Source organism: Streptomyces liliiviolaceus (genome assembly GCF_018070025.1).
In the GTDB taxonomy this organism is placed as follows: Bacteria; Actinomycetota; Actinomycetes; order Streptomycetales; family Streptomycetaceae; genus Streptomyces; species Streptomyces liliiviolaceus.
Window position 1 is genome coordinate 3,054,088 of record NZ_JAGPYQ010000001.1, and the last position, 24,872, is coordinate 3,078,959.

Below are 24,872 nucleotides of genomic sequence, written 5' to 3' on the forward strand. Positions count from 1 at the left end.
TCCCCGAAGACAGGCGGCCGATCGGTTCGGCGGTAACCACCGTAGAGTTACGTCTATTTAACACGCAGAACTCAATATGTAATGCAGAGTTGGGGAACGCAAGGGGTCCGTATGACCGGAACCGTAGGGAGGAGCGCGATGGCGACCAGGACCGGGAAGGCCGGGAGCCAGGCCAGTTCCGGCGACCTGCTGGAGCTGGTGCGCAGCGGCCGCGCCACCACCCGCGGGGCGTTGCAACAGGTCACCGGGCTGTCCCGGGCCACCGTCGGCCAGCGGCTCGACCGGCTCTTCCGGGCCGGCTGGCTGCGCGAGGGTGCCGCGGGCCCGGTGGACTCGCCGCTCGGCGGGCGCCCCTCGGTCCTGCTGGAGTTCGACGACTCCCATGCCGTCGTCCTCGCCGCCGACCTCGACACCCGGCACGCGCGCGCCGCCGTGCTGTCCCTGACCGGTGAGCTGCTGGCCGAGCACGCGGGCCCGCTGCGCGTCGAGGACGGGCCGGACGCGGTCCTCGGCGAGCTGGGCCGCTGGTTCGCCGAACTGCTGGAGAAGGCCGGGCACGAGGCGGCCGAGGTGTGCGGGATCGGGCTCGCCGTACCGGGTCCCGTGGACACCGACACGGGCCGGGTCGTCCAGCCGCCGATCATGCCCGGCTGGGACGGCTACGACATAAGAGGCCGCCTCACCCGCGCCTTCACCGAGCACACGGACGCCGGACCGGTCCCGGTCCTGGTCGACAACGACGCCAACCTCATGGCGTACGGGGAGCAGCGCACCGCCCACCCCGACTGCTCGGCCTTCGTCCTGGTGAAGGTCTCCACCGGTATCGGCGCGGGGGTGGTCGTCGGCGGCACGATCTTCCGGGGCATCGACGGCGGGGCCGGGGACATCGGGCACATCCGGGTCCCGGAGGGCGCCGACGCGCTGTGCAGATGCGGGTCGTACGGCTGTCTCGCCGCCGTCGCCAGCGGGGGCGCCGTGGCCCGCAGGCTGGCGGAGTCGGGGGTTCCGGCGGCGTCGGGCTCGGACGTGCGCGATCTGCTCACCTCGGGGCACCCCGGCGCGGCGGCGTTCGCGCGGGAGGCGGGGCGGCAGGTCGGCGACGTCCTCGCCACGGTGGTGACCCTGCTCAACCCCGGCGTCCTGATGATCGCCGGGGATCTGGCCGGAACCGCCTTCCTCACCGGGGTGCGCGAACTGCTCTACCAGCGGGCCCTGCCCCGCTCCACCGCCCACCTGGACGTGGTGACGTCCCGGCTCGGCGAACGGGCGGCCCTGGTCGGAGCCGGTGCGCTGGTCGTGGAGCACCTGTACGCGCCCGAGCGGATCGAGGAGCGCCTGCTCGCCCTGGGCGTGTGAGGCGCCGGACGCGAGGGTGGGCCGGCGGGCCGTGCGGGGCGCCCGCGCGAGGTGATGTGACGGTGGTGTTTCCGGCCGGGGAACGCGTCCGCATGATGAAATCCGCGCGCCGGGAACGGCGTGATTCTCGCCACGCATGATCGATGTTTCGCTCAGATGAGCGGATTGTGGGTGGCTGCACTTCTCCAAGGGGTGGCACTCAGTGCCACCCTTTGATCATTGACGAGGTGAACTCAGACGTGTCGTAAGCCGCTCAGGTGAGCGCAATGCCGGGTCTGTGAGCGGTGCCGTCTTCAAGAAGTGAAGGCTGTAGGCGCCAACGGCTTACCATCCCTTGACTTTCGATCTGGTGGCGGACGAGTGGTTACAGCCGTATGACGCGCAAGTGGACGTACCCAGACGCCTTCGATCTGGGTATGTTCCCCGTCGTCAGGGCAGCCACCGCGTCGTCGAGGAGTCGAGACCCGTGTCGGAAAACAAAGATCCCCACGTAGCCGCGAACGGCGACAGCGGCGTCGACAGCAGTGTCGGGAGCGTCGGCGGGAGCGTGAAGTTCGTTTATGACTTCACCGAAGGCAACAAGGAACTCAAAGACCTTCTCGGCGGCAAGGGTGCCAACCTCGCCGAGATGACCAACCTGGGTCTTCCCGTGCCTCCCGGCTTCACCATCACCACCGAGGCCTGCAAGACCTACCTCGACAGCGGCGACGAGCCCGCGGCACTGCGTGACGAGGTGAGTGCACACCTCGACGCCCTCGAAGCGACGATGGGCAAGAAGCTCGGACAGGCCGACGACCCCCTCCTCGTCTCGGTCCGCTCCGGCGCCAAGTTCTCCATGCCCGGCATGATGGACACCGTCCTGAACATCGGCCTCTCCGACAAATCCGTCCAGGGCCTGGCCAAGCAGGCCGGGGACGACCGCTTCGCGTGGGACTCGTACCGCAGGCTCATCCAGATGTTCGGCAAGACCGTCCTCGGTGTCGAGGGCGAGCTGTTCGAGGACGCGCTGGAGGCGGCGAAGCACACCAAGAAGGTCGCGGTCGACACCGACCTCGAAGCGGCCGACCTGAAGAAGCTCGTCACCAAGTTCAAGAAGATCGTCAAGACCGAGGCCGGCCGGGACTTCCCGCAGGACCCGCGCGAGCAGATGGACCTCGCCATCCACGCGGTCTTCGACTCCTGGAACACCGAGCGGGCCAAGCTCTACCGCCGCCAGGAGCGCATCCCGCACGACCTCGGCACCGCCGTCAACGTCTGTTCCATGGTCTTCGGCAACCTCGGCCCCGACTCCGGCACGGGCGTCGCCTTCACCCGCGACCCCGCCTCCGGGCACCAGGGCGTGTACGGCGACTACCTGCAGAACGCGCAGGGCGAGGACGTCGTCGCGGGCATCCGCAACACCGTCGCGCTCGCCGACCTGGAACAGATCGACAAGACGTCGTACGACCAGCTCATGCAGATCATGAAGACCCTGGAGAACCACTACCGGGATCTGTGCGACATCGAGTTCACCATCGAGCGCGGGCAGCTGTGGATGCTCCAGACCCGCGTGGGCAAGCGGACGGCCGGCGCGGCCTTCCGTATCGCCACCCAGCTCGTCGACCAGGGCCTCATCGACGAGGCCGAGGCGCTGCAGCGCGTCAACGGCGCCCAGCTCGCGCAGCTGATGTTCCCGCGCTTCGACGAGGGGACGAAGATCGAGCAGATCGGCCGGGGCATCGCCGCCTCGCCGGGTGCCGCGGTCGGCAAGGCGGTCTTCGACTCGTACACGGCCGTCAAGTGGTCGCGTTCGGGCGAGAAGGTCATCCTGGTCCGCCGCGAGACCAACCCCGACGACCTCGACGGCATGATCGCGGCCGAGGGCATCCTCACCTCGCGCGGTGGCAAGACCTCCCACGCGGCCGTCGTGGCGCGCGGCATGGGCAAGACCTGTGTGTGCGGCGCCGAGGAGCTGGAGGTCGACACCAAGCGGCGCCGGATGACGGTCGGCGGCGGACAGGTCGTCGAGGAGGGCGACGTCATCTCCATCGACGGCTCCTCCGGCAAGGTCTACCTGGGCGAGGTCCCGGTGGTCCCCTCCCCGGTCGTGGAGTACTTCGAGGGCCGGATGCACGCGGGAGCCGACGACGCCGACGAACTGGTGGAAGCGGTCCACCGCATCATGGCCTTCGCCGACCGCAAGCGCCGCCTCCGGGTACGCGCCAACGCGGACAACGCCGAGGACGCGCTGCGCGCCCGCCGCTTCGGCGCCCAGGGCATCGGCCTGTGCCGCACCGAGCACATGTTCCTCGGCGACCGGCGCGAGCTGGTCGAGCGCCTGATCCTCGCGGACACCGACGCCGAGCGCGAGGAGTCCCTGAAGGAGCTTCTGCCGCTCCAGAAGCAGGACTTCGTGCAGCTCTTCGAGGCGATGGACGGCCTGCCGGTCACCGTGCGCCTCCTGGACCCGCCGCTGCACGAGTTCCTGCCCGACATCACCGAGCTGTCGGTGCGGGTGGCGCTCGCCGAGGCCCGCCAGGACCCGCACGAGAACGAACTGCGCCTCCTCCAGGCCGTCCACCGGCTGCACGAGCAGAACCCGATGCTCGGCCTGCGCGGCGTACGCCTCGGCCTGGTCATCCCCGGCCTGTTCACCATGCAGGTACGGGCCATCGCCGAGGCCGCCGCCGAGCGCAGGAACGCCAAGGGCGACCCGCGCGCCGAGATCATGATCCCGCTCGTCGGCACGGTCCAGGAGCTGGAGATCGTCCGCGAGGAGGCCGAGCAGGTCATCGCCGAGGTGCAGGAGCACACGGGCGTGGACCTCAAGCTCTCCCTCGGCACGATGATCGAACTGCCGCGGGCCGCGCTCACGGCCGGTCAGATCGCGGAGGCCGCGGAGTTCTTCTCCTTCGGCACGAACGACCTCACGCAGACCGTCTGGGGCTTCAGCCGCGACGACGTCGAGGCCAGCTTCTTCACGGCCTACCTGGAGAAGGGCATCTTCGGGGTCTCCCCGTTCGAGACGATCGACCGCGACGGCGTCGGCAAGCTCGTACGCGACGCGGTGAAGGCCGGCCGCGAGACCCGGCCCGACCTCAAGCTCGGCGTCTGCGGCGAGCACGGCGGCGACCCGGAGTCGGTCCACTTCTTCCACGAGGTGGGACTCGACTACGTCTCCTGCTCACCCTTCCGCATCCCGGTGGCCCGCCTGGAAGCGGGCCGAGCGGCCTCGACCTCGACGGGCAGCGACCACCGCTAGCCCCGGAGGGCTCCGGGCCCGTCCTCCGCCACCACCCTCACCGACGGCGGCCGGACCCGGCGCACGAAAGACGAGGAGGCGGCACCCTGTGCGGGGGTGCCGCCTCCTCGCCGTGCGCCGGTGCGGTGCGTCAGCTGGCGTCGCGGCGCCTGCGGAGGGCGAACAGCACTCCGCCGCCGGCCAGGAGGACGGTCGCGCCGCCGGCCGCGATGTACGGGGTGGCGCCGCTGCCGCCGGTCTCCGCGAGGTCGGGGGTCCGGCGGCCGGTGGCCGTGCCCTCGTCCCTGCCGGTCTCGTCCTTGCCGTCCGTGTTCGTGTCCTGGTCGCTCGCGGGGACGAAACCGGCGGGCGGCTTGTCGCAGCCGATGCCGTCCTTGTCGCGGTCCAGGTGCTCGCCGTAGTGGTCGTCGCCCTTGACGATGTTGGAGTACCCGTTCTCGTACGCCTCGGTGCAGTTCCTGAACGGGTGCAGGCCGTCGTGGGCCTCGGCGCTGGTGACGGACAGGGCGGCCAGGGCCAGCGCGGCGAGGGCCGCGGAGGCGGACTTGCGGAACAGGTTCACGGTGAGCCCCCAGATATCTCTCGATATCCACATGCATGATCACGAGGGTGATCAGTCGGATGTGAGGTGACGAAAGTATGAGAGGGGCTCTCGGTGCTGCGGCGGAACGACGGACCCGTGATGTGAACGTTACGTGACCGGGCGGTGGCTCTCCGCTCACCGGTCCGTCGTCCGTACACCTGGTGCTGGGGGTTACGCGCGGAAGGGGCCCGTCACCTCGTACGTGATGCCGCCGGACGAACTGCCGCTGGTGCCGCGCTGGCTGGAGAAGTAGAGACGGGTGCCGTCGGGGGAGAAGGCGGGGCCGGTGATCTCCGAGCCGGACTGGCCGTCGATCCGCAGGAACGGGGCGATCACGTCGTCGGGCGTGATCAGGCAGATCTCCATGTTGCCGCCGTCCTCGGCGACGAACAGGTCGCCGGAGGCGGTGCCGGTGATGTTGTCGACGCCGGTCAGCGGGGCGGTGCCGGAGGTGACGAGTGAGTCGTCGTAGGCCAGCTCATAGGTGTTGGCGCTCAGGTTGAGCTGCCAGACGCGGTTGTCGCCCTTCGTGGTGAACCAGACCGTGTCGTCGGCGTAGTGGCAGCCCTCGCCGCCGTTGAACTTCTTCGACCCCGACACCTGCGTACGGGTCGTGGTGGGGGAGCCGTCCGGGTCGGGCACGTTCGCCCAGGTGAAGGAGCCGGAGGTGGCCGTCCCGGCGACCAGGACCTGGAGGGTGCCCGCGGAGAGGCTGCCCCAGGTCGTCGGCACGAAGCGGTAGAGACAGCCGTTCGTCTCGTCCTCCGTCAGGTACACCACCTTGCGCACCGGGTCGGCCGCCGCGGCCTCGTGCTTGAAGCGGCCCATGGCGTCCCGGCGCACCGCGGCGTTCACACCCCACGGGTCGGTCTCGTAGACGTACCCGAGCGACACCTCCTCGCAGGACAGCCAGGTGTTCCACGGCGTCCTGCCGCCCGCGCAGTTCTGCCGGGTGCCGGACAGGATGCGGTACGCGCCCGTGATCGCGCCCGCCGACGAGAACTTCACCGCGCTCGTGCCGCCGGACGGGTTGATCTCCGAGTTCGAGACGTAGATCCAGCCGGTGCCGTCCGCGTAGCAGGCTCCGCCGTCGGGGGCGCTGTGCCAGGTGTACGAGGTGCCGGTGACCGGCTGGCCCGACCTGGCGATCACCCGGCTGGTGAAGCCGCTCGGCAGTCTGACGCCGTTCGCGTCCGCCGAGCCGAGTGCCCCGTACGGGCCCGTGCCGGGCTGGGCGGGCGCGGCGTGGGCGGCGCCGCGCCACAGGGTTCCGCCGAGGACGGCCGACGATCCGCCGAGTACGGCCGCGCGCAGGAGAGTACGACGTTCCACTGTCGCTCCAATGGTGCCGGGGCTGGCCCGTCCGCCGGTCGGGGACGGGGTCGCGCAACGCCGGATCCTAGGAGCGCGGGGTGGCCGGGCCGTGGCCGCGCGGTGACGTGTGCGCGTCACGCATGAGCGTCCCACCACGACGCGCACCGCGCAGCCCACCGAATTCGTCTGCGGGCCGGTGGGGGCGGGCCGCGCAGTTCCCCGCGCCCTTTGAAGGCGGGGCTGCGCCCCGGGCCTGCGTGCTCGTCTGCGGGCTCGGTGGGGGCTGGTCGCGCAGTTCCCCGCGCCCCTCTGAGGCGGGGCTGCGCCCCTGCCTGCGCGCTCGTCTGCGGGTCCGGTGGGGGCTGGTCGCGCAGTTCCCCGCGCCCCTCAAAAGCGGGGCTGCGCCCCGGCTTTTGCCCCGGGGAGCGGCGCAGCCGCTTCAGGGGCGCGGGGAACTGCGCGGCCAACCCCCACCGAACCCGCACCCGAACCCGGCGGGACGCCGGTGTCTTTCAGGGGCGCGGGGAACTGCGCGAGCGGCCCCCACCGGCCCGCAGGCCGAAAGGCAGCTCAGCGTGCCCGCACCTCGTACGTCGTCACCCTTACCGACTCGTCGTCCAGGCATGCGCCCGTCGTCAGGTCGAAGCGTTGTTTCAGGAGGGGGGAGGCCACGAACGGCCTCCCCCGGTGGGAGCCGGTCAGCCCGCGGGACAGTACCGCCGCGCCGGAGAACGGATCCCGGTTGTCGATCGCGTACATCCGCCCCGTACGGTCCAGGAAGAGCGCCACCTGCCGCCCGTCCGGCAGCAGCGCCGCCACCCCCCGCCCAGGGATCAGCACGGACAGGTCGCACACGGCGAACCAGTCGTCGGAGCCGGAGCCGGAGGCAGGCGGTCCGGCCAGCCGGAGCTGGACCGTGAGCGTCGTGGTCTCGGGTGCGAGCGTCATCGCTGGGCGCTTCCTTCCAGAGGACGGGTACCGATGGTCAGCAGCGGCAGATCGGGCTTGATCTGGTCGCGCTCGGGGACGAACCCGACCACCGGGTCGGGCGTGTCCGGCGCGTTCACGAACGACACGAAGCGGGCCAGCTTCTCGGGATCGTTGATGGTCTCGGCCCACTCGTCGCGATAGGCGGCCACATGCGCCGTCATCAGCGACTCCAGCTCCTCGCAGATGCCCAGCGAGTCGTCCACCACGACGTCTCGGACGTGGTCCAGGCCGCCGGGCAGCCGCTCCAGCCACGTCGAGGTGCGCTCCAGCCGGTCGGCCGTACGGATGTAGAACATCAGGAACCGGTCGATGAGACGGATCAGCTCCGCGTCGGAGAGGTCCTGCGCGAGCAGGTCCGCGTGGCGCGGAGTCGCTCCGCCGTTGCCGCCGACGTAAAGGTTCCAGCCGGCCGCGGTCGCGATGATGCCGAAGTCCTTCGACTGGGCCTCGGCGCACTCGCGGGCGCACCCGGACACCGCCGACTTGAGCTTGTGCGGCGAGCGCAGACCCCGGTAGCGCAGCTCCAGGTCGATGGCCATGCGCACCGAGTCCTGGACGCCGTAACGGCACCAGGTCTGCCCCACGCACGACTTGACCGTCCGCAGCGACTTCCCGTACGCGTGCCCGGACTCGAAGCCCGCGTCCACCAACCGCGCCCAGATGAGGGGCAGTTGTTCGACGCGCGCGCCGAACATGTCGATCCGCTGACCGCCCGTGATCTTCGTGTAGAGGCCGAAGTCCCGTGCCACCTCGCCGATCACGATGAGCTTCTCGGGGGTGATCTCGCCGCCGGGGATGCGCGGCACGATCGAGTACGAGCCGTTCTTCTGCAGGTTCGCGAGGAAGTGGTCGTTGGTGTCCTGGAGGGCGGCCTGCTCCCCGCCGAGGACGTACCCCTCGGCGCCGATCGTGGGCGCGAGCGACGCGACGATCGAGCCGACCGTGGGCTTGCAGACCTCGCACCCGTCACCGCCCCGCGCGTCCTCGCGGCCGTACCGGTCGAGGAGCTGCTGGTACGAGGAGATGCGCAGGGCGAGGACGATCTCGTACAGCTCCTCGCGGGTCTGGGAGAAGCAGCCGCACAGGCCCTTGTCGACCTCGACGCCGCTCGCCTCCAGTTCGGAGGTGACGAGCTGGCCGAGGACCTTGACGCAACTGCCGCAGCCGGTACCGGCCTTGGTGCACTTCTTGACCTCGGGGACCGTCGTGCAGGAGTGCTCGGTGACAGCTCCCCGGATCGCGCCCTTGGTGACGTTGTGGCAGGAGCAGATGATCGCCTCGTCCGGCAGCGAGGAGGGGCCGAGCTGGACGGGAGCGCCCGCACCGGCCGGAAGGACCAGCTGCTCGGGCGCGATCGGCGGCACCGAACCGGTGAACGCCCGCAGCGTCCCGTACGCGTCCGCGTCACCGACCAGGATGCCGCCGAGCAGTTCCCCGCCGGGCCCGATGACCAGCTTCTTGTACGTGCCCGAGCGCGAGTCCGCGTAGACGACGTCGAGGCAGTCGGCGGCGGCGCCGTGCGCGTCACCGAAGGAGGCGACGTCCACGCCGAGGAGCTTCAACTTGGTGGAGAGGTCGGCGCCGGTGAAGGAGGCCGCCTCGGCGGGGTCGGTGACAGGGGCCGCCGCGGCGGCGATCGTGCCGGCCGCCGTCTCCGCCATCTCGTAGCCGGGCGCCACCAGCCCGTACACCCGGCCGTCCGAGGCCAGCGCGCACTCGCCGATCGCGAAGACCGCCGGGTCGGAGACCGTACGGCACTGGTCGTCGACGCTGATGCCGCCGCGCTCGCCCACGGTGAGTCCGCAGTCGCGGGCGAGCTGGTCACGGGGGCGTACACCGGCGGAGAACACCACCAGGTCGGTGGCGACCGTCGAGCCGTCGGAGAGCTTCATGCCGGTCACGGCGCCGTCGTCGCCGGTGACGACCTCCTGCGTACCCGTGCCGGTGTGGACCGTCAGGCCCATGTTCTCGATGGTGCGCAGGAGCGCCGCGCCGCCGCCCTCGTCGACCTGGACGGGCATCAGCCGGGGCGCGAACTCCACGATGTGCGTGGCAAGGCCGAGCCCCTTCAGCGCGCCGGCGGCCTCAAGTCCGAGCAGCCCGCCGCCCACCACCGCGCCGGTCGTCGCCCGCGCCTTCGCGTACTCCTCGATGGCGAGCAGGTCCTCGATCGTGCGGTAGACGAAGCAGCCCTCGGCGTCCTTGCCCGGCACGGGCGGCACGAACGGGAACGAGCCGGTGGCGAGGACCAGCGTGTCGTAGCCGACGACGAGACCCGAGCGGGCGGTGACCTTCCGGGCAGCCCGGTCGACGGTCTCGGCCGGGTCGCCGAGGTGCAGCTCGATCCCGTGCTCCGCGATGAACTCCAGGTCCGTCATGGACAGTTCCTCGGGCGTACGGCCCGAGAAGTACGAGGTGAGCTGTACGCGGTCGTACGCGGGACGCGGCTCCTCGCACAGCACGACCACCCGGTGCGTGGCGGTCAGGCCGCGCTCGGCCAGCGCTTCGAGGAAGCGCTGGCCGACCATGCCGTGGCCGACGAGCACGATCGTGGGGCGGGGGCCGGTTCCCACAGGTGCGGTCGTGGACATCAGGAGCCTCCATCGTTGGTGAGCAGGTGGAGCAGCGGGGCGCCGTCCGCGGGCAGCGGTTCGGCTCCCTCCCAGGCGCGGGCGAGCGCGCCGACGGTGCCCAGCTCGCCGACGAGCACCCCGCCGACCAGGCGGTCGTCGCGGACGACGACCTTGCGGTAGGTGCCGCGGGTGGCGTCGGCGAGCTGGACGACGTCGTCCCCGGGGAGCGGGGTGTGCTCCCCGAAGGCGGCGAGGTCGAGAGGTCCGGCGGCGGCCGGGGAGCTGCCGGTGGCGAGGGTCAGCCGGGTGAGGGCGCGGGTGCCGCTGTAACCGGCGGAGCCCTCTGCGGACCGAGGTCCGGCCGGTGACGCGCTCAGTGATTCGGCCAACAACTCGGCCAGCACGTCGGCCTGTTCGAGCGCGGGCGCGGCCAGCCCGTACACCTGGCCGTCGTGCTGCGCGCAGTCGCCGATCGCCCGGATGTGCGGGTCGGAGGTGCGCAGCTCGTCGTCGACGATGACGCCCTTGTGGACGGCGAGCCCCGCGTCCTGGGCGAGGCCCGCGCGCGGCCGTACGCCGCAGGCCAGCACGACCAGGTCGGCGCCGAGGGTGTAGCCGTCGGCCATCTCGACCGAGCGGACCGCGCCCTCGACGCAGCGCACGCCGCGCACCCGGCTCTCGGTGTGCACCTCGACGCCGAGGCCCTTGAGGTGCCGGAGCACCAGCCCGGAGGCCGACGGGTCGAGCTGACGTTCCATCAGGCGTTCGCCCTGCTGGGCCAGGACGACCTGCGCGCCGCGTTCGGCGAGCGCGCGGGCGGCCGAGACGCCGAGCAGTCCGCCGCCGATGACGACGGCCCGGCTGCCTCGCCGTACGGCACCGGACAGGTCCAGGCAGTCGTCCATCGTGCGGAACGCGTGGACGCCCTCGGGCAGTTCGTGCCGGCCGGGGGCGAACAGGCCGCGCAGCGGCGGCAGTACGGGGTTCGAGCCGGTGGCCAGGACCAGCGTGTCGTATGCGATCACCGTGTCGTCGGCGAGGTGCACCTGCCGGCGCGCGCGGTCGATGTGCACGACCCGGCCGCGGGTCAGCCGCTCGGGCGTGGGGAGCGCGATGACCTCGGGGGCGTACCGCCCGGCGAGGACCTCCGCGAGCAGCACCCGGTTGTACGGGCTGTGCTCCTCCTCGCCGACGAGCACGGCGGACACCCCGAGCTCTCCGAGCCTGCGGGCGAGACGTACGCCCGCGAGGCCGGCGCCGATCACCACCACACGCGTATTCGAGGTCATGTACCGCAGCGTGCGGTGCCGGTGTTACCCGACCGCATCACGACTGTTTCCCGCGGGGAACGCTGCCCTCAGCGGGGGCCGGGCACGGATGTGAGGGTTCTCGGGAGGCGGCCGGGGGCTGGTCGGAGAGCGGCCGGGGGCGGTTAACCGAACCCCCGACCTCCGTGCGAGCACCATCGATCGCGGCCCCGGAACACGGAAACCTTCGGTACACGCGTACACGTCCGTACGCGCCCAACGGAGGAGCGACCATGGACACCGCCCGGGAACCGCACGCCGGGAAAGCGCACACCGGGAAAGCGCACCTCCAGGACCGTGTACCCGTACGGGCCCGGCAGCTCGTGCGTGAGCCGTTCACCGCGCGGACCTGGCGGCGGGTCGCGTACGCGCTGCTGGCCGTGCCGGTCGCACTGGCCGCCGTACCCGTGGGGCTGCTCGGCGGCCGGGCGGCGGCGGGCCGATGGCAGCGCGGCCTCGTCGGCCGCTTCCTCGGCGCCCGCCCGCCCGGCTCCTCGGCCGGCGTGCTCCACGCACTGCTCGCCCTGCCGCTGAACCTCGTGGTGGCGGCCGTCACCCTCTACGGCTGGTCGATCGTCCCCATGAACATCGGCTGGCCCCTGCGCGGCGGCGACCCGACCACCTCCTGGGGCGGACCCACCTTCGCCGGCGCATGGGCGTTCCACGCTGTATTGGGCGGTCTCGGCTTCCTGCTGCTGATGCCGTGGGTCGGCCGCGGCCTGGCCGCGCTCCAGGTGCGACTGGCGACGGCACTCCTCGCGCGGCCGTAGGTTGACGGGATGCCTGCTCCCGGGTCCACGCGCCGACCGGTCACCGCCGTCGCGGTCACGGTCGCCCGGCGCCCGCTCGCCGCCTTCACCCCGCGGGCCCTCGCCACCCTCCTCTACGCGCTGATCGCGCTCCCGCTCGCCCTCGTCGGCTGTCTGCTGACGCTCGCGGGGCTGCTCGTCGGCGGGGTCCTGTCCGTGACCACGCTGGGGCTGTGGGTCCTCGCGCTGACAGTGCGGGGCGCCCTCGCGCTCGGGGCGCTCCAACGGACCCTCGCACGCCGCCTGCTGCACCTGGACATCGAGAAGCCGCCGACACCCGGCGCCCCGGGCGTCCTGGGCCGCCGCCGCGCCCTGCTCCTCGGCCGGGCGGGCTGGCGCGCCGTCGGCTGCGCAATCGGCGTGCCCGGCACGGCGGTCCTCGTGTACGCGGCGGCCCTCGGCGCGTACGGCTACGGGACGCAGTCGGTCCTCCACCCCCTCCTCAAGCGCTGGAACCACCACACCGTGCGCGACGGGGACTCCGTACGGCACGTGTCCCTCGAAGTCCTCGGCGTCCAGCTCGACACCTGGCCGCGCTGGCTGATCCCGGTGGCCGCGGGGCTCCTGCTCCTGTCGGCGGCGCCCTGGCTGATGCGCCACGCCCTCACCCCGCACCGCCTCCTGCTGGCCGCCACGCTCGGCCCGAGCGCCGCGGACCGCCGTATCCGCACCCTGGAGGAGACGCGCGCGCAGGCCGTGGACGACGCCGCGGCCACCCTGCGCCGCATCGAGCGCGACCTGCACGACGGGACACAGGCCCGGCTCGTCGGGCTCGCGATGCATCTGACGATGATCCGGGAGCTGATCGGCGCGGACGCGGACCGCGACCGGCTCCTCACCGTCGTGGACACCGCCCAGGGCAACGCCAAGCAGGCCATCGCCGACCTGCGCCATCTCGTCAAGGGCATCCATCCGCCCGTACTGGACCAGGGCCTGGACACGGCCCTCGCCACCCTCGCGGCCGACGTGGCACTGCCCGTCGAGGTCGTCACCGACATCGCGGACCGGCCCGCGCCCGCCGTCGAGTCGATCGCCTACTTCTGCGCCGCCGAACTCCTCGCCAACGCGGCCAAGCACAGCGGCGCGCCGGGCGCCACGGTACGGGTGACCGCCCGCGCCGGGCTGCTCGCGCTCACCGTCCGGGACGAGGGCCGCGGCGGCGCGGCGATCGGCGCGGGCTCGGGGCTCACCGGCCTGCTGACCCGGGTACGGACCGTCGACGGCACGCTCACCTGCGACAGCCCACCGGGAGGGCCTACGGTGGTCACGGTCGAGCTGCCGTACTGAGGCACCCACCGGAACCAGAGGGGCACATGGGGGAGACGGGGCACATGCGCGTGGTCATCGCCGAGGACTCCGCGCTCCTGCGCGACGGCCTGGCCCAGCTCCTGCAGCTGCGGGGTGTGGAGGTCGCCGCAGCCGTCGGGGACGCCGACGCGCTGCTGAGCGCCGTGGCCGAGCACCGGCCGGACGCCGCCGTCGTCGACATCCGGCTCCCGCCGACCCAGACGGACGAGGGGATCAGGGCGGCCGTACGGCTGCGCGCCGACCACCCCGGCACCGGCGTGCTGATCTTCTCCCAGTACGTCGAGACGACGTACGCGGCCCAGCTGCTCGGCACCCACCCGGGCGGTGTCGGCTATCTGCTCAAGGAGCGGGTCGTCGACATCGGCGAGTTCGTGGACGCGCTGGAGCGGATCGCCGCCGGCGGGACCGCCCTCGACCCCGAGGTCGTCGCCCAGCTCTTCGGCGCGAGCCGCCGCGCCACCGCCCTGGACGCCCTGACGCCCCGCGAGCGCGAGGTGCTGGCGCTGATGGCCGAGGGGCGGACGAACCACGCGATCGCCGCGTCCTTCACCGTCTCGGAACGGGCCGTGGAGAAGCACATCGCCAACATCTTCGCCAAGCTGGGCCTGCCGCCCTCCGAGACGGAGAACCGGCGGGTGCTGGCGGTCCTGCGCTACCTGGAGACGACGGGCTGACCTGCGGGGCAGCCGCACACACCACCGGCGGGAACCTCAGAAGACCCTCAAGGTTCACAGGATCGATGGACGGCACATCCATCTCGTCCGTACTGTCGTGATCATGCCCGACATATCGCTGACCATGATCGTCGTCCTGTGCCTCGCCGCCCTCGCGGCCGGCTGGATCGACGCGGTCGTGGGCGGCGGCGGTCTGCTCCTCCTGCCCGCGCTGCTCCTCGGTCTGCCGAACTCGGGCTCGGCGGCCCAGTACGCGCTCGGCACCAACAAGGCCGTGGCGATCGTCGGGACGACGGGCGCGGCGGTGACGTACGCGCGCAAGGCGCCCGTGGACGTCCGCACAGCGATACGGATCGGACTCGCGGCGCTCGCCGGATCCACGGCCGGGGCGTTCGTCGCCACCGGGATGAGCACCGAGATCCTGAAACCGGTCGTCATGGTCGTCCTGCTCGGCGTCGGCACCTTCGTGATCCTGAAGCCCGCGTTCGGTACGGCCCCCTCGGCCGAGCCCGTCTCACCGCGCCGCGTCCTCGCCGCGATCGGACTCGCGGGCCTGGGCATCGGCTTCTACGACGGACTGGTCGGCCCCGGCACGGGCACGTTCCTCGTCCTCGCCCTGACCGCGCTGCTCCACCTCGACCTGGTGTCCGCCTCCGCCACCGCGAAGATCATCAACTGCTGCACGAACGCGGGCGCGCTGGCCACGTTCGCCTGGAAGGGCACGGTGTTCTGGCAGCTGGCCGCGCTGATGGCCGTGTTCAACCTCGTCGGCGCCATGGCCGGGGCGCGCACCGCGCTCAAGAAGGGCAGCGGCTTCGTACGGGGCGTACTGCTGACGGTGGTGTTCGCGCTGGTCGCGAAGCTGGCGTACGACTTCTGGCTCTGAACCCCGCAGTCCTTCTGACGTCCCTGGCGGTCAGGAACGCCGGCTGCCCGTGAGGTGGGCGAAGACGACCACGTTGCCCCGGTAGCCGGTGCCCGCCGAGTAGCCGCCCCCGCAGGTGATCACACGCAGCTCCGGGCGCCCGGCGGGCCCGTACACCTTCTCGTCCGGGAAGTCGCGGGCGTCGTACACCTCGACCGCGTCGACGGAGAAGAGGGCGACGCTGCCGTCCCGGCGGCCGACCTCGATCGTGCTGCCCTTGCCGAGGGCGCCGAGCCGGTAGAAGACGGCGGGGCCCTCGGCGTTGTCGACATGGCCCGCGACGATCGCGGTGCCCTTCTCGCCGGGCGTGGTACCGGCCTCGTACCAGCCGGCGAGGTTCTTCCGGGCCGCGGGCGGCACGTCGAGGCTGCCCTGCGGGGAGAGGCCGAGGCCCATGAGGGGGGCGTCCACCCGGATCGAGGGGATACGGACGCGGACGGGCGGCGAGTGCGGCAGCGCGTCGGCCGCGGGCCGGTCCACATGGCTGCCCGCGCGGGCCTGCGCGGCGGACGGCTGGGGCGGCGCGTGCGTCTTCGCGCCGCTGTGCAGCAGCCAGGCCCCGCAGAGCAGCGCGACGAGGGTGGCGACGGCTATCGAGACGGTGGAGATGTTCGGGACGCTGCTGAACGGACGCACCCGCACCCGGGCCTCCTTTCCTCCTGTGACGTTCCATGGGTCCCGCGTCCCCCTCCGGGCCGCGAGGGGCGTCGGGGCCGGAGGGGGAGGGGACGGCGGTACCGGTGGACAGCGGAGGGTGTCCGTCAGATCCCGTCGCCTCTCGCCCGGCGATGCAGGAGCCAGGTACCGCCTGCGGCGGCGACGGCCAGGGCGGCCACTCCCGCCGCGGTCTGCACGGGGTCGGGGCCGAGTGCGCCGCCGACCCCCGTCTTCACACTGCCCCGCGGGTGGACCTGCGCCTGCGGACTGCTCTCCTGGGTGGAGGTGAGCGTGACCACCAGGTCGCCGGTCATCCGCGTACCGCCGGAACAGCGCACGACGATCTCGTACGTGCCGGGCTGCGCGGAGGGCGGCACCTCGAACCGGCCGACCGCGTCCCCTTCGTGCGCGCTGGGGATCAGCGTGAAACGGCCCGCGCCGACGGCCCCGGCGTCACCCGACACGGCGTCGTCGGCCTCGCACGACGCGGTGTTCACGGTGACCTCGGCGCCGGGCGCGACGGTGCCCGGATAGAGCTCGATGGACCCGGCGCCGTCCGCGTCCCCGTCCGCCCCGTACGCGGGCGCCGCGCAGAGGGCCGCCGAGGCGACGGCGAGCGCGGTACCGGTCAGCAGGCGGGCTGTGCGCATCGTGCGTACTCCTGTCGAGGGGGCGCGGCCCGCGACACCCCCATGTGTCGCTGCGTCGGTCGCGCCCTGCCCTACCGAGGTAAGTGGCAGTCGACGGCGTACGCCTCCTGATGTCACGTCAGAAGTGCGCTGAACGGGTGTCAGGCGAGGGACACGCGATGCCGCCCCACCGACGTTTCACCAGGTCACCGGGGTGCGAGAGGTGCCGTGCCGAAAAGAACCCGAAGAGATCGGGACGGCACGTGTGAACGGGTGACCGGTTCCCGCCGCTGCCGCCTTGACCTCAAGTTTGGTCGAGGTGTGAGGCTCGGCGCATGAACCCCACAGCGGACGTGACCGCGCCCCTTCCCGCCCCCGCTCCCGCCCCCTCGCCCCTCAAGGTCGCCGTCATCATCGGCAGCAACCGGGAGGGCCGCTTCGGCCCCGTCGTCGCGGACTGGCTCCTGGGCCGCCTCCGCGAACGTGACGACCTCACGGCCGAGGTGGTGGACGCGGCCGACGCCGGACTGCCGACGGCCCTGTCCCACTCCCCGAGCCCCGAGGTCACCGCGGAACTCGCGAAGATCACACCCAAGCTGGCCGCCGCCGAGGCCTTCGTCGTCCTGACCCCCGAGTACAACCACTCCTTCCCCGCCTCGCTCAAGGCCCTCATCGACTGGCACTACGAGGAATGGCGGGCCAAGCCCGTCGCCTTCGTCTCGTACGGCGGAGTCTCCGGCGGCCTGCGGGCCGTCGAACAGCTCCGCCAGGTCTTCGCGGAACTGCACGCCGTCACCGTCCGCGACACGGTCTCCTTCCACAACGCGGGCGCGTCCTTCGACGACAGGGGCCACCACCGGGACCCGTCGGCCCCGAACGCCGCCGCGAAGGTGATGCTGGACCAGCTGGGGTGGTGGGGGACGGCACTGCGGGAGGCGAAGGGGGTGCGGGCGTACGGCAGTTGACCCTGCCGGGTTCTCTGCTGCTGCGGCAGCCGGGCTTCCTACTCGGCGTCGGCGAGAGCCTCCGTCACCGCCCGGTGGCCGACGGCCGCGAGTACGGGATTGGTGATCCGGTAGTGGTGCTCGGCCGTCAGCCCGAAGTACAGGGCCCAGCCGCGTCCGCGGGCCCAGGTGTCGTCGTCGACGGCGGCGGCCTCCCGGAACAGGGGCCGGGTCGCGTCGTCGAACACGGCCCAGGCGGCGAGTACGTCGGCCGCCGGGTCGCCGGTGCCGAGCCCGCCGAAGTCGATGACCGCGCTGAGGCGGCCGTCCCGGGCCAGCAGATTGCCGGGCAGGAGGTCGCCGTGCAGCCAGACGGGTTCGCCGGTCCACCGGGGGACCCGCAGGGCCGCCTCCCAGGCGGCGGTCGCGGCGCGCGCGTCCAGCGTGCCGTCCCCGCCCAGATCACGGATCGCGGCCCGGACGTGCCGGTCGTCGGCGAGCGGACCCCCACGCCAGGAAGGCGACCCGCCGGCGGCGTCGACCTCCCGCAGCGCGGCCACGAACCGCCCCAACTGGTCGGCGGCATCGGCGAGTTCGACGCCCTCCCGCAGAGGCCGGTCGTAGACGTTGCTGCCGTTCAGCCAGCGGAACACGCCCCACGGCAGCGCGTACCCCTGCCCGGGGACCCCCGCGGCGAGCGGCACGGGGACGGCGAGCGGCAGCCGGGGTGCGAGCCTCGGCAGCCACCGCTGCTCCTTCTCGACCTGCCCCGCCCCACCGGGCAACCGCGGCAGCCGTACGACCATGTCGTAGCCGAGCCGGTACATGGCGTTGTCGGTCCCGGCGGACACGACCTGCTTCACGGACAGCCCGGCCCACTCGGGAAACTGCCCGGCGACGAGCCGCCCGACGAGCGCCTCGTCGATGTCGAGTTCGTCGGGATGCATTTTGGGGGCGGACGGCATATGGCTCCGTAATCTCCGTGTCCTACGTGTCCTGGGTGTCCGACGCGTGACGTGAACCGTGGCACGCGGCGCCCGTCAGCAGCCAGTCCTTAAAACCGGGCCGACGGGCGGACGGACAGGCGACGGGTCGCGGACCCACACGGCGTACGCAGGATCGATACCTCGTTCACGTGCGGGTGACACCGCGTATCGGGGCGGACCGGTCGGGGGATGCGGCAGACGGATTCACGGACTCCCCGGGCTCATCGGCCCCGGGGAGCCGCCAACGTTCCGGAGGAAAAGCAATGCGCCTTCGCCACACCGCTGCCGCCGCAGTCGGAGCGCTCGTTCTCATCGTCACCCAAGCGGCGTCCGCGAGCGCCGCCACAGGAGACTTCTCCTACCAGTACGCCGGGCCCGACGGCCGGCCGCAGTCGGTCACCCTGCACGACCCGGCGAGCCCCGGCTGCATCGTGCTGCCCGAGGTCGCGGACCCCGGCGCGTCCGAGCCGGCCTTCGCCCCGCACAACGACACCGACACCTGGGTGATGGTGTTCACCGAGCCCGACTGCACCGGCGACTCCTGGACACTGCGCCCGCACGGCCGACCGGCCACGGACCGCCTCAAGCTGCGCTCGGTGTTCCTGACCGACCGCCACTGACCGGCACCTCCGCACCGCCCCGACGCGCACGTGGCCGCCCCGGACGTGAACCGGGGCGGCCACAAGGGACTCGCGTCGGGTCACTTCACCGAGACCGCCGACCAGGCCGCCCCCACCGCCGCGTACTCCGCGCTGCCCGCGCCGTACAGGTCCTTCGCGGCGCTCAGGGTGGCGGTCCGGGCGCCCGCGTACTTCGTCGACGACGTCATGTAGACCGTCAGCGCCCGGTACCAGATCGCGCCCAGTTTGGCCCTGCCGATGCCCGTCACCTTCGCGCCGTCGCAGGTCGTGCCGTTGTGGGCGACGCCTCCGATGGTCTTCGGGCCGCTGCCCTCGGCGAGGAGGTACGCGAAGTGGTTGGCGACGCCCGAGGAGTAGTGGACGTCGAGGTTGCCGACCGAAGAGGTCCAGCAGTCCGCGGAGTTGCCGTCCTTGGAGGGCTGGTCCATGTACCGGAGCGCCGAGCGGCCGAAGCCGGACTTCACGACCTTCTCGCCGATCCGCCAGTCCCCGGGGTCCGAGGGGTTGGCCGCGTAGAACTCCACCAGCGTGCCGAATATGTCGGAGGTCGCCTCGTTGAGGCCGCCGGGCTCGCCCGAATACGTCAGCGCCGCCGTCTTCGAGGTCACGCCGTGCGACATCTCGTGGCCGCTCACGTCCAGGGACACCAGCGGCCCGAAGGTCGTCCCGTCACCGTCGCCGTACGTCATGCAGAAGCAACCGTCGTCCCAGAACGCGTTGTTGTAGGCGCTCCCGTAGTGCACACGGTTGTACGAGCCCTTGCCGTCGCCCGCTATCCCGGTGCGGCCGTGGGTCTTCTTGTAGTAGTCCCAGGTGGTGTCGGTCCCGTACTGCGCGTCGACCGCCGCCGAGGCCCGGCTCGACGTGGCGCCCGTACCCCAGTGGTTGTCGGCGTCGGTGAGGACGGGTGCCGCCGCACGCTTGTAGCAGAGGATCAGGATGCAGGAGTCGGTCTTGTTCCGTGTGTCGCCCGTGTACGTGTTTCCCCTGGTGGGGTCGGTCAGTTGATAGGTCGAACCGGACTTCGTCGTCTGCAGCGGGACCGTGCCCGAGTAGAGGGAGCGGCCGTCGCCGGCCGCAGTCTCGATGCTGTCCCAGGCGTCGATCTGCTTGCCGGTGACCGCGTCGGTGAGGACGACCCGGGCCATCGGGTTGCCGAGCGAGTCCTTGCCGGTGGCCTCGGTGCGCCAGGCCAGCTTCGGCTTGCCGTGCAGGGCGTCCACCACCAACTGCGGCTTGGCGACCAGCCCGCGCAGCGTCTCGCCGACGTTCGCGAGACGCAGGGCCGCGGTGGCGAGATCCGCCGCCTTGGGCGCCGACACCGACGGCTCGACGTTCGTGAGGGAGAGCGGACGCGTGGTGGCCCGTTCCGCGCCGCTGAAATCGCCCGCCGCCGTCAGATGGACCACGAAGTCGCCGCCCAGCACGGGCAGCTGACGGTACGTCCGGTCGTACCGCACGTGCTGCGCGCCGTCCGCGTCGACGATCACGTCACGGACCTTCGTACTCTGGTCCGAGGTGAGGCCCAGTCGCGCGGCCTGGTCGGCGATCACCGTCGCGGCGTTGCCGAGCACGGTGTCCCGGCCCGGTCCGTCGGCCGCGGCCGCGCCGGGGGACAGGGCGCCCGCCAGCAAGGTGGTGGCCGCCGCGGACATACCGACGGTGGCGAGGCGCGAGCCCCGGGTGTGCCGTGTCCGACTCATCGAACGCATCGAACTCCTCAGGAAGGCACGCGAAACGCGTGGTGGGGGAGTGGAGGGTGGGGGATGCGAATGCGAATGCCCGTTCAGTTCTAGGTGGCCGGGTGGTGTCATGTCCATAGCTGATCGCTGGGGGACGTGTGGGGATGTGTGTGGAGTGAGAATCGTTTCTGCGAAGGTCCGGGCAGGGTGAGCCGACTACCGTTCTTCGTCTACGGGACGCTGCTCCGAGGTGAGGGGAACCACGACGCCTTTCTTCGCGGACGCACACTCTCGGAGACCCCGGCGATCCTCACGGGCGCGGTGCTGTACGAAGGCCCCGGCTACCCGTACGCGGTCGAGGCGCCCCAGGACTCCGGGGCAGTGGTGCATGGCGAACTGGTAACGGCCGACCCTGCCGCGTACGCACAACTCCTCCACTCACTGGATGAGTTGGAGGAGTACGCCCCGGGCGACCCCGCGAACCTCTACGAACGCGTGGCGAGAGACGTGACAAGGGCGACGGACGGCGCGCGCGTACGGGCATGGGTGTACGTGGCGGCTCCGACGGTGGCGGCGGAACTGAGGGCGAGCGGCCAGCTGATCAAAGGCGGCAACTGGAGACCCCGCTAGGGGCGCGGGGAACTGCGCGACCAGCCCCCACGGACCCGCAGCGTCCCCGGACGTCACCCCACCCGCTCCACCCGCACCGCACACCCCTTGAACTCCGGCATCCGCGACACCGGATCGAGCGCCGGATTCGTCAACGTGTTGGCCCGCCCCTCCCCCGGCCAGTGGAACGGCATGAACACCGTGTCGGCCCGGATCGTGGCCGTGATCCGCGCCGGCGCCACCGCCCGCCCCCGCCGCGACACCACGGCCAGTGGTTCCCCCTCCACGACCCCGAGCCGCTCGGCCAGCCGGGGATGCAGCTCCACGAAGGGGCCGGGCGCGGCGGCGTTCAGCTCGTCGACGCGGCGCGTCTGCGCACCCGACTGGTACTGGGAGACCACCCGGCCGGTGGTCAGCAGCACCGGGTACTCCTCGTCCGGCTCCTCCGCCAGCGGCCGATGGCTCACGGCGGCGAACCGGGCCCGCCCGTCCGGGGTGGCGAACCGGTCGAGGAACAACCGGGGCGTACCGGGGTGAACCCCGTCCCCATCCCCATCCCCGTCCCCGTCCGCCGCCGGGCAGGGCCAGAACACCCCGCCCTCCTCCACCAGCCGCCGATACGTGATCCCCGAGTAGTCGGCGGCCCCACCCGCACTGGCCCGCCGCAGCTCCTCGAAGACCTCCTCCGGGTCCGTGGGGAAGCCCTTCTCCACGCCCAGGCGGGCGGCCAGTTCCCGCATCACGTACAGGTCGCTGCGGATGCCGTCCGGCGGTGTGATCGCCTGCCGGCGCAGCAGGACGCGGCCCTCCAGGTTGGTCGTCGTGCCCGTCTCCTCGGCCCACTGGGTGACGGGGAGGACGACGTCCGCCAGCTCGGCCGTCTCGGACAGCACCACGTCGGCGACGGCCAGGAAGTCCAGCGACCGCAGCCGTTCCTCGATATGGGCGGCGCGGGGCGCGGACACGACCGGGTTCGAGGCCATCACCAGCAGCGACCGGATGTCCGTACCCATGGCGTCGAGCAGTTCGTACGCGCTGCGGCCGGGCCCCGGCAGCGAGTCGGGGTCGACGCCCCAGACCTCGGCCACGTGCCGCCGCGCCGCCGGGTCGTCGAGCTTGCGGTAGCCGGGCAACTGGTCGGCTTTCTGGCCGTGTTCACGCCCGCCCTGTCCGTTGCCCTGCCCGGTGAGACAGCCGTACCCGGAGTACGCCCGCCCCGCCCGCCCCGTAGCCAGGCACAGGTTGATCCACGCGCCGACCGTGTCCGTGCCCTTGGACTGCTGCTCGGGCCCGCGCGCGGTGAGCACCATCGCGGTCTCCGGGTCGCAGAACATCCGCACGGTCTCGCGGAGTTGGGGCACGGACACCCCGGTGATCCGTTCCACGTACTCCGGCCAGTGCGCCATCGCCGCGGCCCGCGCCTCCTCCCATCCGCTCGTACGCTCCTGGATGTACGCCTCGTCCGTACGCCCCTCCGCCACCACCAGGTGCAACAGCCCGAGCGCCAGGGCGAGATCGGTGCCGGGACGCGGCGCGAGATGCAGATCCGCCTGCTCGGCCGTACGCGTGCGGCGCGGATCGATCACGATCAACGTGCCGCCGTTCTCCTTCAGTTCCGTGAGGTAGCGGAGCGCGGGCGGCATGGTCTCGGCGAGATTCGAGCCGACGAGGATCACGCACCCCGTCCGCGGGATGTCCTCCAGCGGGAAGGGCAGCCCCCGGTCCAGACCGAAGGCCTTGATACCGCCGGCCGCCGCGGACGACATGCAGAAACGGCCGTTGTAGTCGATCTGCGAGGTGCCGAGCGCGACCCGGGCGAACTTGCCGAGCGTGTACGCCTTCTCGTTGGTCAGCCCGCCCCCGCCGAAGATCCCGCACGCGTCCGGGCCATGCTCCGTACGCGTGCGGGACAGCCCCTCGGCGATCCGGTCGAGCGCCTCGTCCCAGCCGGCCGGCCGCAGCTCGCCGTCCGTGCGGACCAGCGGCGTGGTCAGCCGCACCCGGGACGAGAGCAGCGCGGGCGCGGTGCGGCCCTTGCCGCACAGGGCGCCCCGGTTCACCGGGAAGTCGGTGCGTTCCGTCACCTCGACCACGCCGGCGCCGGCGCCGGCCGGCACGGGCGTCAGGTTCATCCCGCACTGCAGCGCGCAGTACGGGCAGTGGGTGGGCGTCACGGAGGTCTGCATACCGCCCAGCGTGCGTCGGGCGTGTTACGCGGCACGACGCACCCCGTTACGCGGCAGGCACGGGGACCTCCCCGCCCGCACCGGCCGGCCGTGAGGGCGCCAGTGAGGGCGCCCTCACGAGGAGGGGCGGCGGGGTGGGAGCACCCGCCAGGGCTCCCACCCCGCCGCCCGCCCGAAGACCGCGATCACTCAGCCACGTATGCGCGGCCACGCACCCGCGACCCGCTCACACGGTCCGGTCTCACGCCCGCTCGCACGGCCCCGCTCAGCACTCGTACGCGTAGTACGGCTCGTCGCCGGGCTCCAGGCCGATGCGTCCGACCCCGCCGGGTCCGATCTGGATACAGCTGGGGTCCCACCCGTCGACTTCGACCGTGGCGGAGATCGTGTGCCCGCACGCGTTGTGGATGTCGGCCCAGCCCCAGCCGGAGGCGCCGAGCTTGGCGCACCCGGGCTCCCTCAGCGACCCGTCGCTGTCCGCGGAGGCACTCACCACGGCACCCGGCACCGACAGCAGTGCGGCCGCCATGGCGGCGACGAAAGCAGTACGAAGTCCAGTCATCATGTGTCCTTCCCTCAAGCCCAGTTGAAGGTCCGGGCTGCTGAAAAAGACACTATCCGTAGTCAGTTGACTACAGAATGCTTCGGAACCGCTTTCACGCGGCAGGGTGAGCGACCGCCGCCAAACCCGGTCGACGACGTGACATCCATCTCCTGACTACTGCCCGCCGGACTGTTTGGCGGACGCCAACGCCCGTTCCACGCCCGGCTCTTGAGGCCCCAGGAACGTGGGGTCCGGCTCGAAGACCGCGTCCATGAGCGCCTTACCGGCCGCCATCACCTCACGGGCCCCGCCGTAGTACCAGGTCGTGTCGTGCACGTCGTCCACCCCGACCCCGTACGACGCGACGCCCGCCTCCTGGCACAGCGCGACCGCGCGCCGGATGTGGAAGCCCTGGCTGATCAGTACGGCCTCGTCCACGCCGAAGATCTTCTTGGCCCGTACACAGGAGTCCCAGGTGTCGAAACCGGCGTAGTCGCTGACGATGCGCCCGTCGGGCACGCCCCGCTTCGTGAGGTAGGCGCGCATGGCGTCCGGCTCGTCGTAGTCCTCACGGCTGTTGTCGCCGGTGACCAGGACCACCTGGATACGGCCGGACCGGTAGAGCTGCGCCGCCGCGTCCAGCCGGTGCGCGAGATAGGGGGAGGGCTCGCCCTGCCACAGTCCGGCCCCGAAGACGACCGCGACCTCGGTGCGCGGCACGTCCGCCGCCGTCCGCAGCCGGTCGTCCGTGACGGTGAACATCCACGCCGACGGCAGCAGCGCGAGCACGCACCCGGCCATCACGGCCTGCACGGCACGGCGCTGCCCGGTGCGGGTACGCGGCAGCCGCGGTCTCAGGAACTCCGGCAGTCGCGGTGGTCGCGGCAGTCGCGGACGTCTCGGACGACGCATGG

Annotated in this window: 21 protein-coding genes; 9 read left to right on the forward strand and 12 right to left on the reverse strand. The window is 72.0% G+C overall.

The window, feature by feature from the left end:
- Window positions 1-111 precede the first annotated feature (111 nt).
- On the forward strand, window positions 112-1,356 hold the full coding sequence (locus tag J8N05_RS13370) for an ROK family transcriptional regulator (protein ID WP_407699903.1): 1,245 nt from the start codon (window positions 112-114) through the stop codon (window positions 1,354-1,356).
- A 466-nt stretch (window positions 1,357-1,822) separates the two neighbouring features.
- Window positions 1,823-4,597, forward strand: a complete 2,775-nt coding sequence (gene ppdK, locus J8N05_RS13375) for a pyruvate, phosphate dikinase (RefSeq protein WP_407699904.1) — start codon at window positions 1,823-1,825, stop codon at window positions 4,595-4,597.
- 130 nt (window positions 4,598-4,727) lie between these two features.
- Here the strand turns inward: ppdK and J8N05_RS13380 are convergent, their stop codons facing one another.
- The 5 genes from J8N05_RS13380 to J8N05_RS13400 form a co-directional block, all read right to left on the reverse strand.
- Window positions 4,728-5,159, reverse strand: coding sequence for an LAETG motif-containing sortase-dependent surface protein (locus J8N05_RS13380; RefSeq protein ID WP_247706263.1), 432 nt, complete (start codon window positions 5,157-5,159; stop codon window positions 4,728-4,730).
- 192 nt (window positions 5,160-5,351) lie between these two features.
- Window positions 5,352-6,512, reverse strand: coding sequence for an alkaline phosphatase PhoX (locus tag J8N05_RS13385; RefSeq protein ID WP_210882817.1), 1,161 nt, complete (start codon window positions 6,510-6,512; stop codon window positions 5,352-5,354).
- A 552-nt stretch (window positions 6,513-7,064) separates the two neighbouring features.
- On the reverse strand, window positions 7,065-7,442 hold the full coding sequence (gene nirD / locus J8N05_RS13390; RefSeq protein WP_210882818.1) for a nitrite reductase small subunit NirD: 378 nt from the start codon (window positions 7,440-7,442) through the stop codon (window positions 7,065-7,067).
- A complete protein-coding gene (gene nirB, locus J8N05_RS13395) occupies window positions 7,439-10,075 on the reverse strand; it encodes a nitrite reductase large subunit NirB (protein ID WP_210882820.1) in 2,637 nt (878 codons plus the stop codon). Before nirB ends, nirD begins: the two co-directional genes overlap by 4 nt.
- Window positions 10,075-11,346, reverse strand: coding sequence for an NAD(P)/FAD-dependent oxidoreductase (locus tag J8N05_RS13400; protein ID WP_210882821.1), 1,272 nt, complete (start codon window positions 11,344-11,346; stop codon window positions 10,075-10,077). Before J8N05_RS13400 ends, nirB begins: the two co-directional genes overlap by 1 nt.
- Window positions 11,347-11,597: 251 nt before the next feature.
- On the opposite strand from J8N05_RS13400, the gene J8N05_RS13405 reads away from it, so the two are divergent.
- The 4 genes from J8N05_RS13405 to J8N05_RS13420 all read left to right on the forward strand — a co-directional run bounded on the left by J8N05_RS13405 (window position 11,598) and on the right by J8N05_RS13420 (window position 15,041).
- Window positions 11,598-12,134: a hypothetical protein gene (locus J8N05_RS13405; RefSeq protein WP_210882822.1), complete on the forward strand. Its 537-nt coding sequence runs from the start codon at window positions 11,598-11,600 to the stop codon at window positions 12,132-12,134.
- A gap of 9 nt (window positions 12,135-12,143) precedes the next feature.
- A complete protein-coding gene (locus J8N05_RS13410) occupies window positions 12,144-13,460 on the forward strand; it encodes a sensor histidine kinase (protein ID WP_210882823.1) in 1,317 nt (438 codons plus the stop codon).
- 44 nt (window positions 13,461-13,504) lie between these two features.
- Window positions 13,505-14,155 (forward strand): response regulator transcription factor, encoded by a 651-nt coding sequence (locus J8N05_RS13415; RefSeq protein WP_210882824.1) that lies wholly within the window; start codon window positions 13,505-13,507, stop codon window positions 14,153-14,155.
- A gap of 103 nt (window positions 14,156-14,258) precedes the next feature.
- A complete protein-coding gene (locus J8N05_RS13420) occupies window positions 14,259-15,041 on the forward strand; it encodes a sulfite exporter TauE/SafE family protein (protein WP_210882825.1) in 783 nt (260 codons plus the stop codon).
- A 30-nt stretch (window positions 15,042-15,071) separates the two neighbouring features.
- Here J8N05_RS13420 and J8N05_RS13425 read toward each other — a convergent pair whose 3' ends face one another.
- Together J8N05_RS13425 and J8N05_RS13430 are read right to left on the reverse strand one after the other, a co-directional pair.
- A complete protein-coding gene (locus tag J8N05_RS13425) occupies window positions 15,072-15,722 on the reverse strand; it encodes a class F sortase (RefSeq protein WP_247706264.1) in 651 nt (216 codons plus the stop codon).
- A gap of 119 nt (window positions 15,723-15,841) precedes the next feature.
- Window positions 15,842-16,387 carry a hypothetical protein gene (locus tag J8N05_RS13430; RefSeq protein WP_210882826.1) on the reverse strand — a complete coding sequence of 182 codons (546 nt, stop codon included), beginning with the start codon at window positions 16,385-16,387 and terminating at the stop codon, window positions 15,842-15,844.
- Window positions 16,388-16,701: 314 nt separating this feature from the next.
- On the opposite strand from J8N05_RS13430, the gene J8N05_RS13435 reads away from it, so the two are divergent.
- Window positions 16,702-17,331: an NADPH-dependent FMN reductase gene (locus J8N05_RS13435; RefSeq protein ID WP_210882828.1), complete on the forward strand. Its 630-nt coding sequence runs from the start codon at window positions 16,702-16,704 to the stop codon at window positions 17,329-17,331.
- A gap of 38 nt (window positions 17,332-17,369) precedes the next feature.
- On the opposite strand, the gene J8N05_RS13440 is transcribed toward J8N05_RS13435, so the two are convergent.
- The gene (locus tag J8N05_RS13440) at window positions 17,370-18,275 is read right to left on the reverse strand and encodes an aminoglycoside phosphotransferase family protein (protein WP_210882830.1); all 906 of its coding nucleotides are present in this window, start codon (window positions 18,273-18,275) and stop codon (window positions 17,370-17,372) included.
- Window positions 18,276-18,559: 284 nt separating this feature from the next.
- Between J8N05_RS13440 and J8N05_RS13445 the strand changes: the two genes are divergently transcribed.
- Entirely contained in the window at window positions 18,560-18,916 is a 357-nt protein-coding gene (locus J8N05_RS13445; RefSeq protein WP_210882832.1) for a hypothetical protein, read from the forward strand.
- A gap of 80 nt (window positions 18,917-18,996) precedes the next feature.
- Here the strand turns inward: J8N05_RS13445 and J8N05_RS13450 are convergent, their stop codons facing one another.
- The gene (locus J8N05_RS13450; RefSeq protein ID WP_210882834.1) at window positions 18,997-20,640 is read right to left on the reverse strand and encodes a M4 family metallopeptidase; all 1,644 of its coding nucleotides are present in this window, start codon (window positions 20,638-20,640) and stop codon (window positions 18,997-18,999) included.
- Window positions 20,641-20,826: 186 nt separating this feature from the next.
- On the opposite strand from J8N05_RS13450, the gene J8N05_RS13455 reads away from it, so the two are divergent.
- Window positions 20,827-21,249, forward strand: coding sequence for a gamma-glutamylcyclotransferase family protein (locus tag J8N05_RS13455; protein ID WP_210882836.1), 423 nt, complete (start codon window positions 20,827-20,829; stop codon window positions 21,247-21,249).
- A 53-nt stretch (window positions 21,250-21,302) separates the two neighbouring features.
- On the opposite strand, the gene J8N05_RS13460 is transcribed toward J8N05_RS13455, so the two are convergent.
- From J8N05_RS13460 to J8N05_RS13470, 3 genes are all read right to left on the reverse strand, one after another.
- Entirely contained in the window at window positions 21,303-23,414 is a 2,112-nt protein-coding gene (locus J8N05_RS13460; protein WP_210882838.1) for a molybdopterin oxidoreductase family protein, read from the reverse strand.
- A gap of 265 nt (window positions 23,415-23,679) precedes the next feature.
- On the reverse strand, window positions 23,680-23,979 hold the full coding sequence (locus J8N05_RS13465) for a hypothetical protein (protein WP_210882840.1): 300 nt from the start codon (window positions 23,977-23,979) through the stop codon (window positions 23,680-23,682).
- A gap of 153 nt (window positions 23,980-24,132) precedes the next feature.
- Window positions 24,133-24,870, reverse strand: a complete 738-nt coding sequence (locus J8N05_RS13470; protein ID WP_210882842.1) for a SanA/YdcF family protein — start codon at window positions 24,868-24,870, stop codon at window positions 24,133-24,135.
- Between the last annotated feature and the right edge of the window lie 2 nt (window positions 24,871-24,872).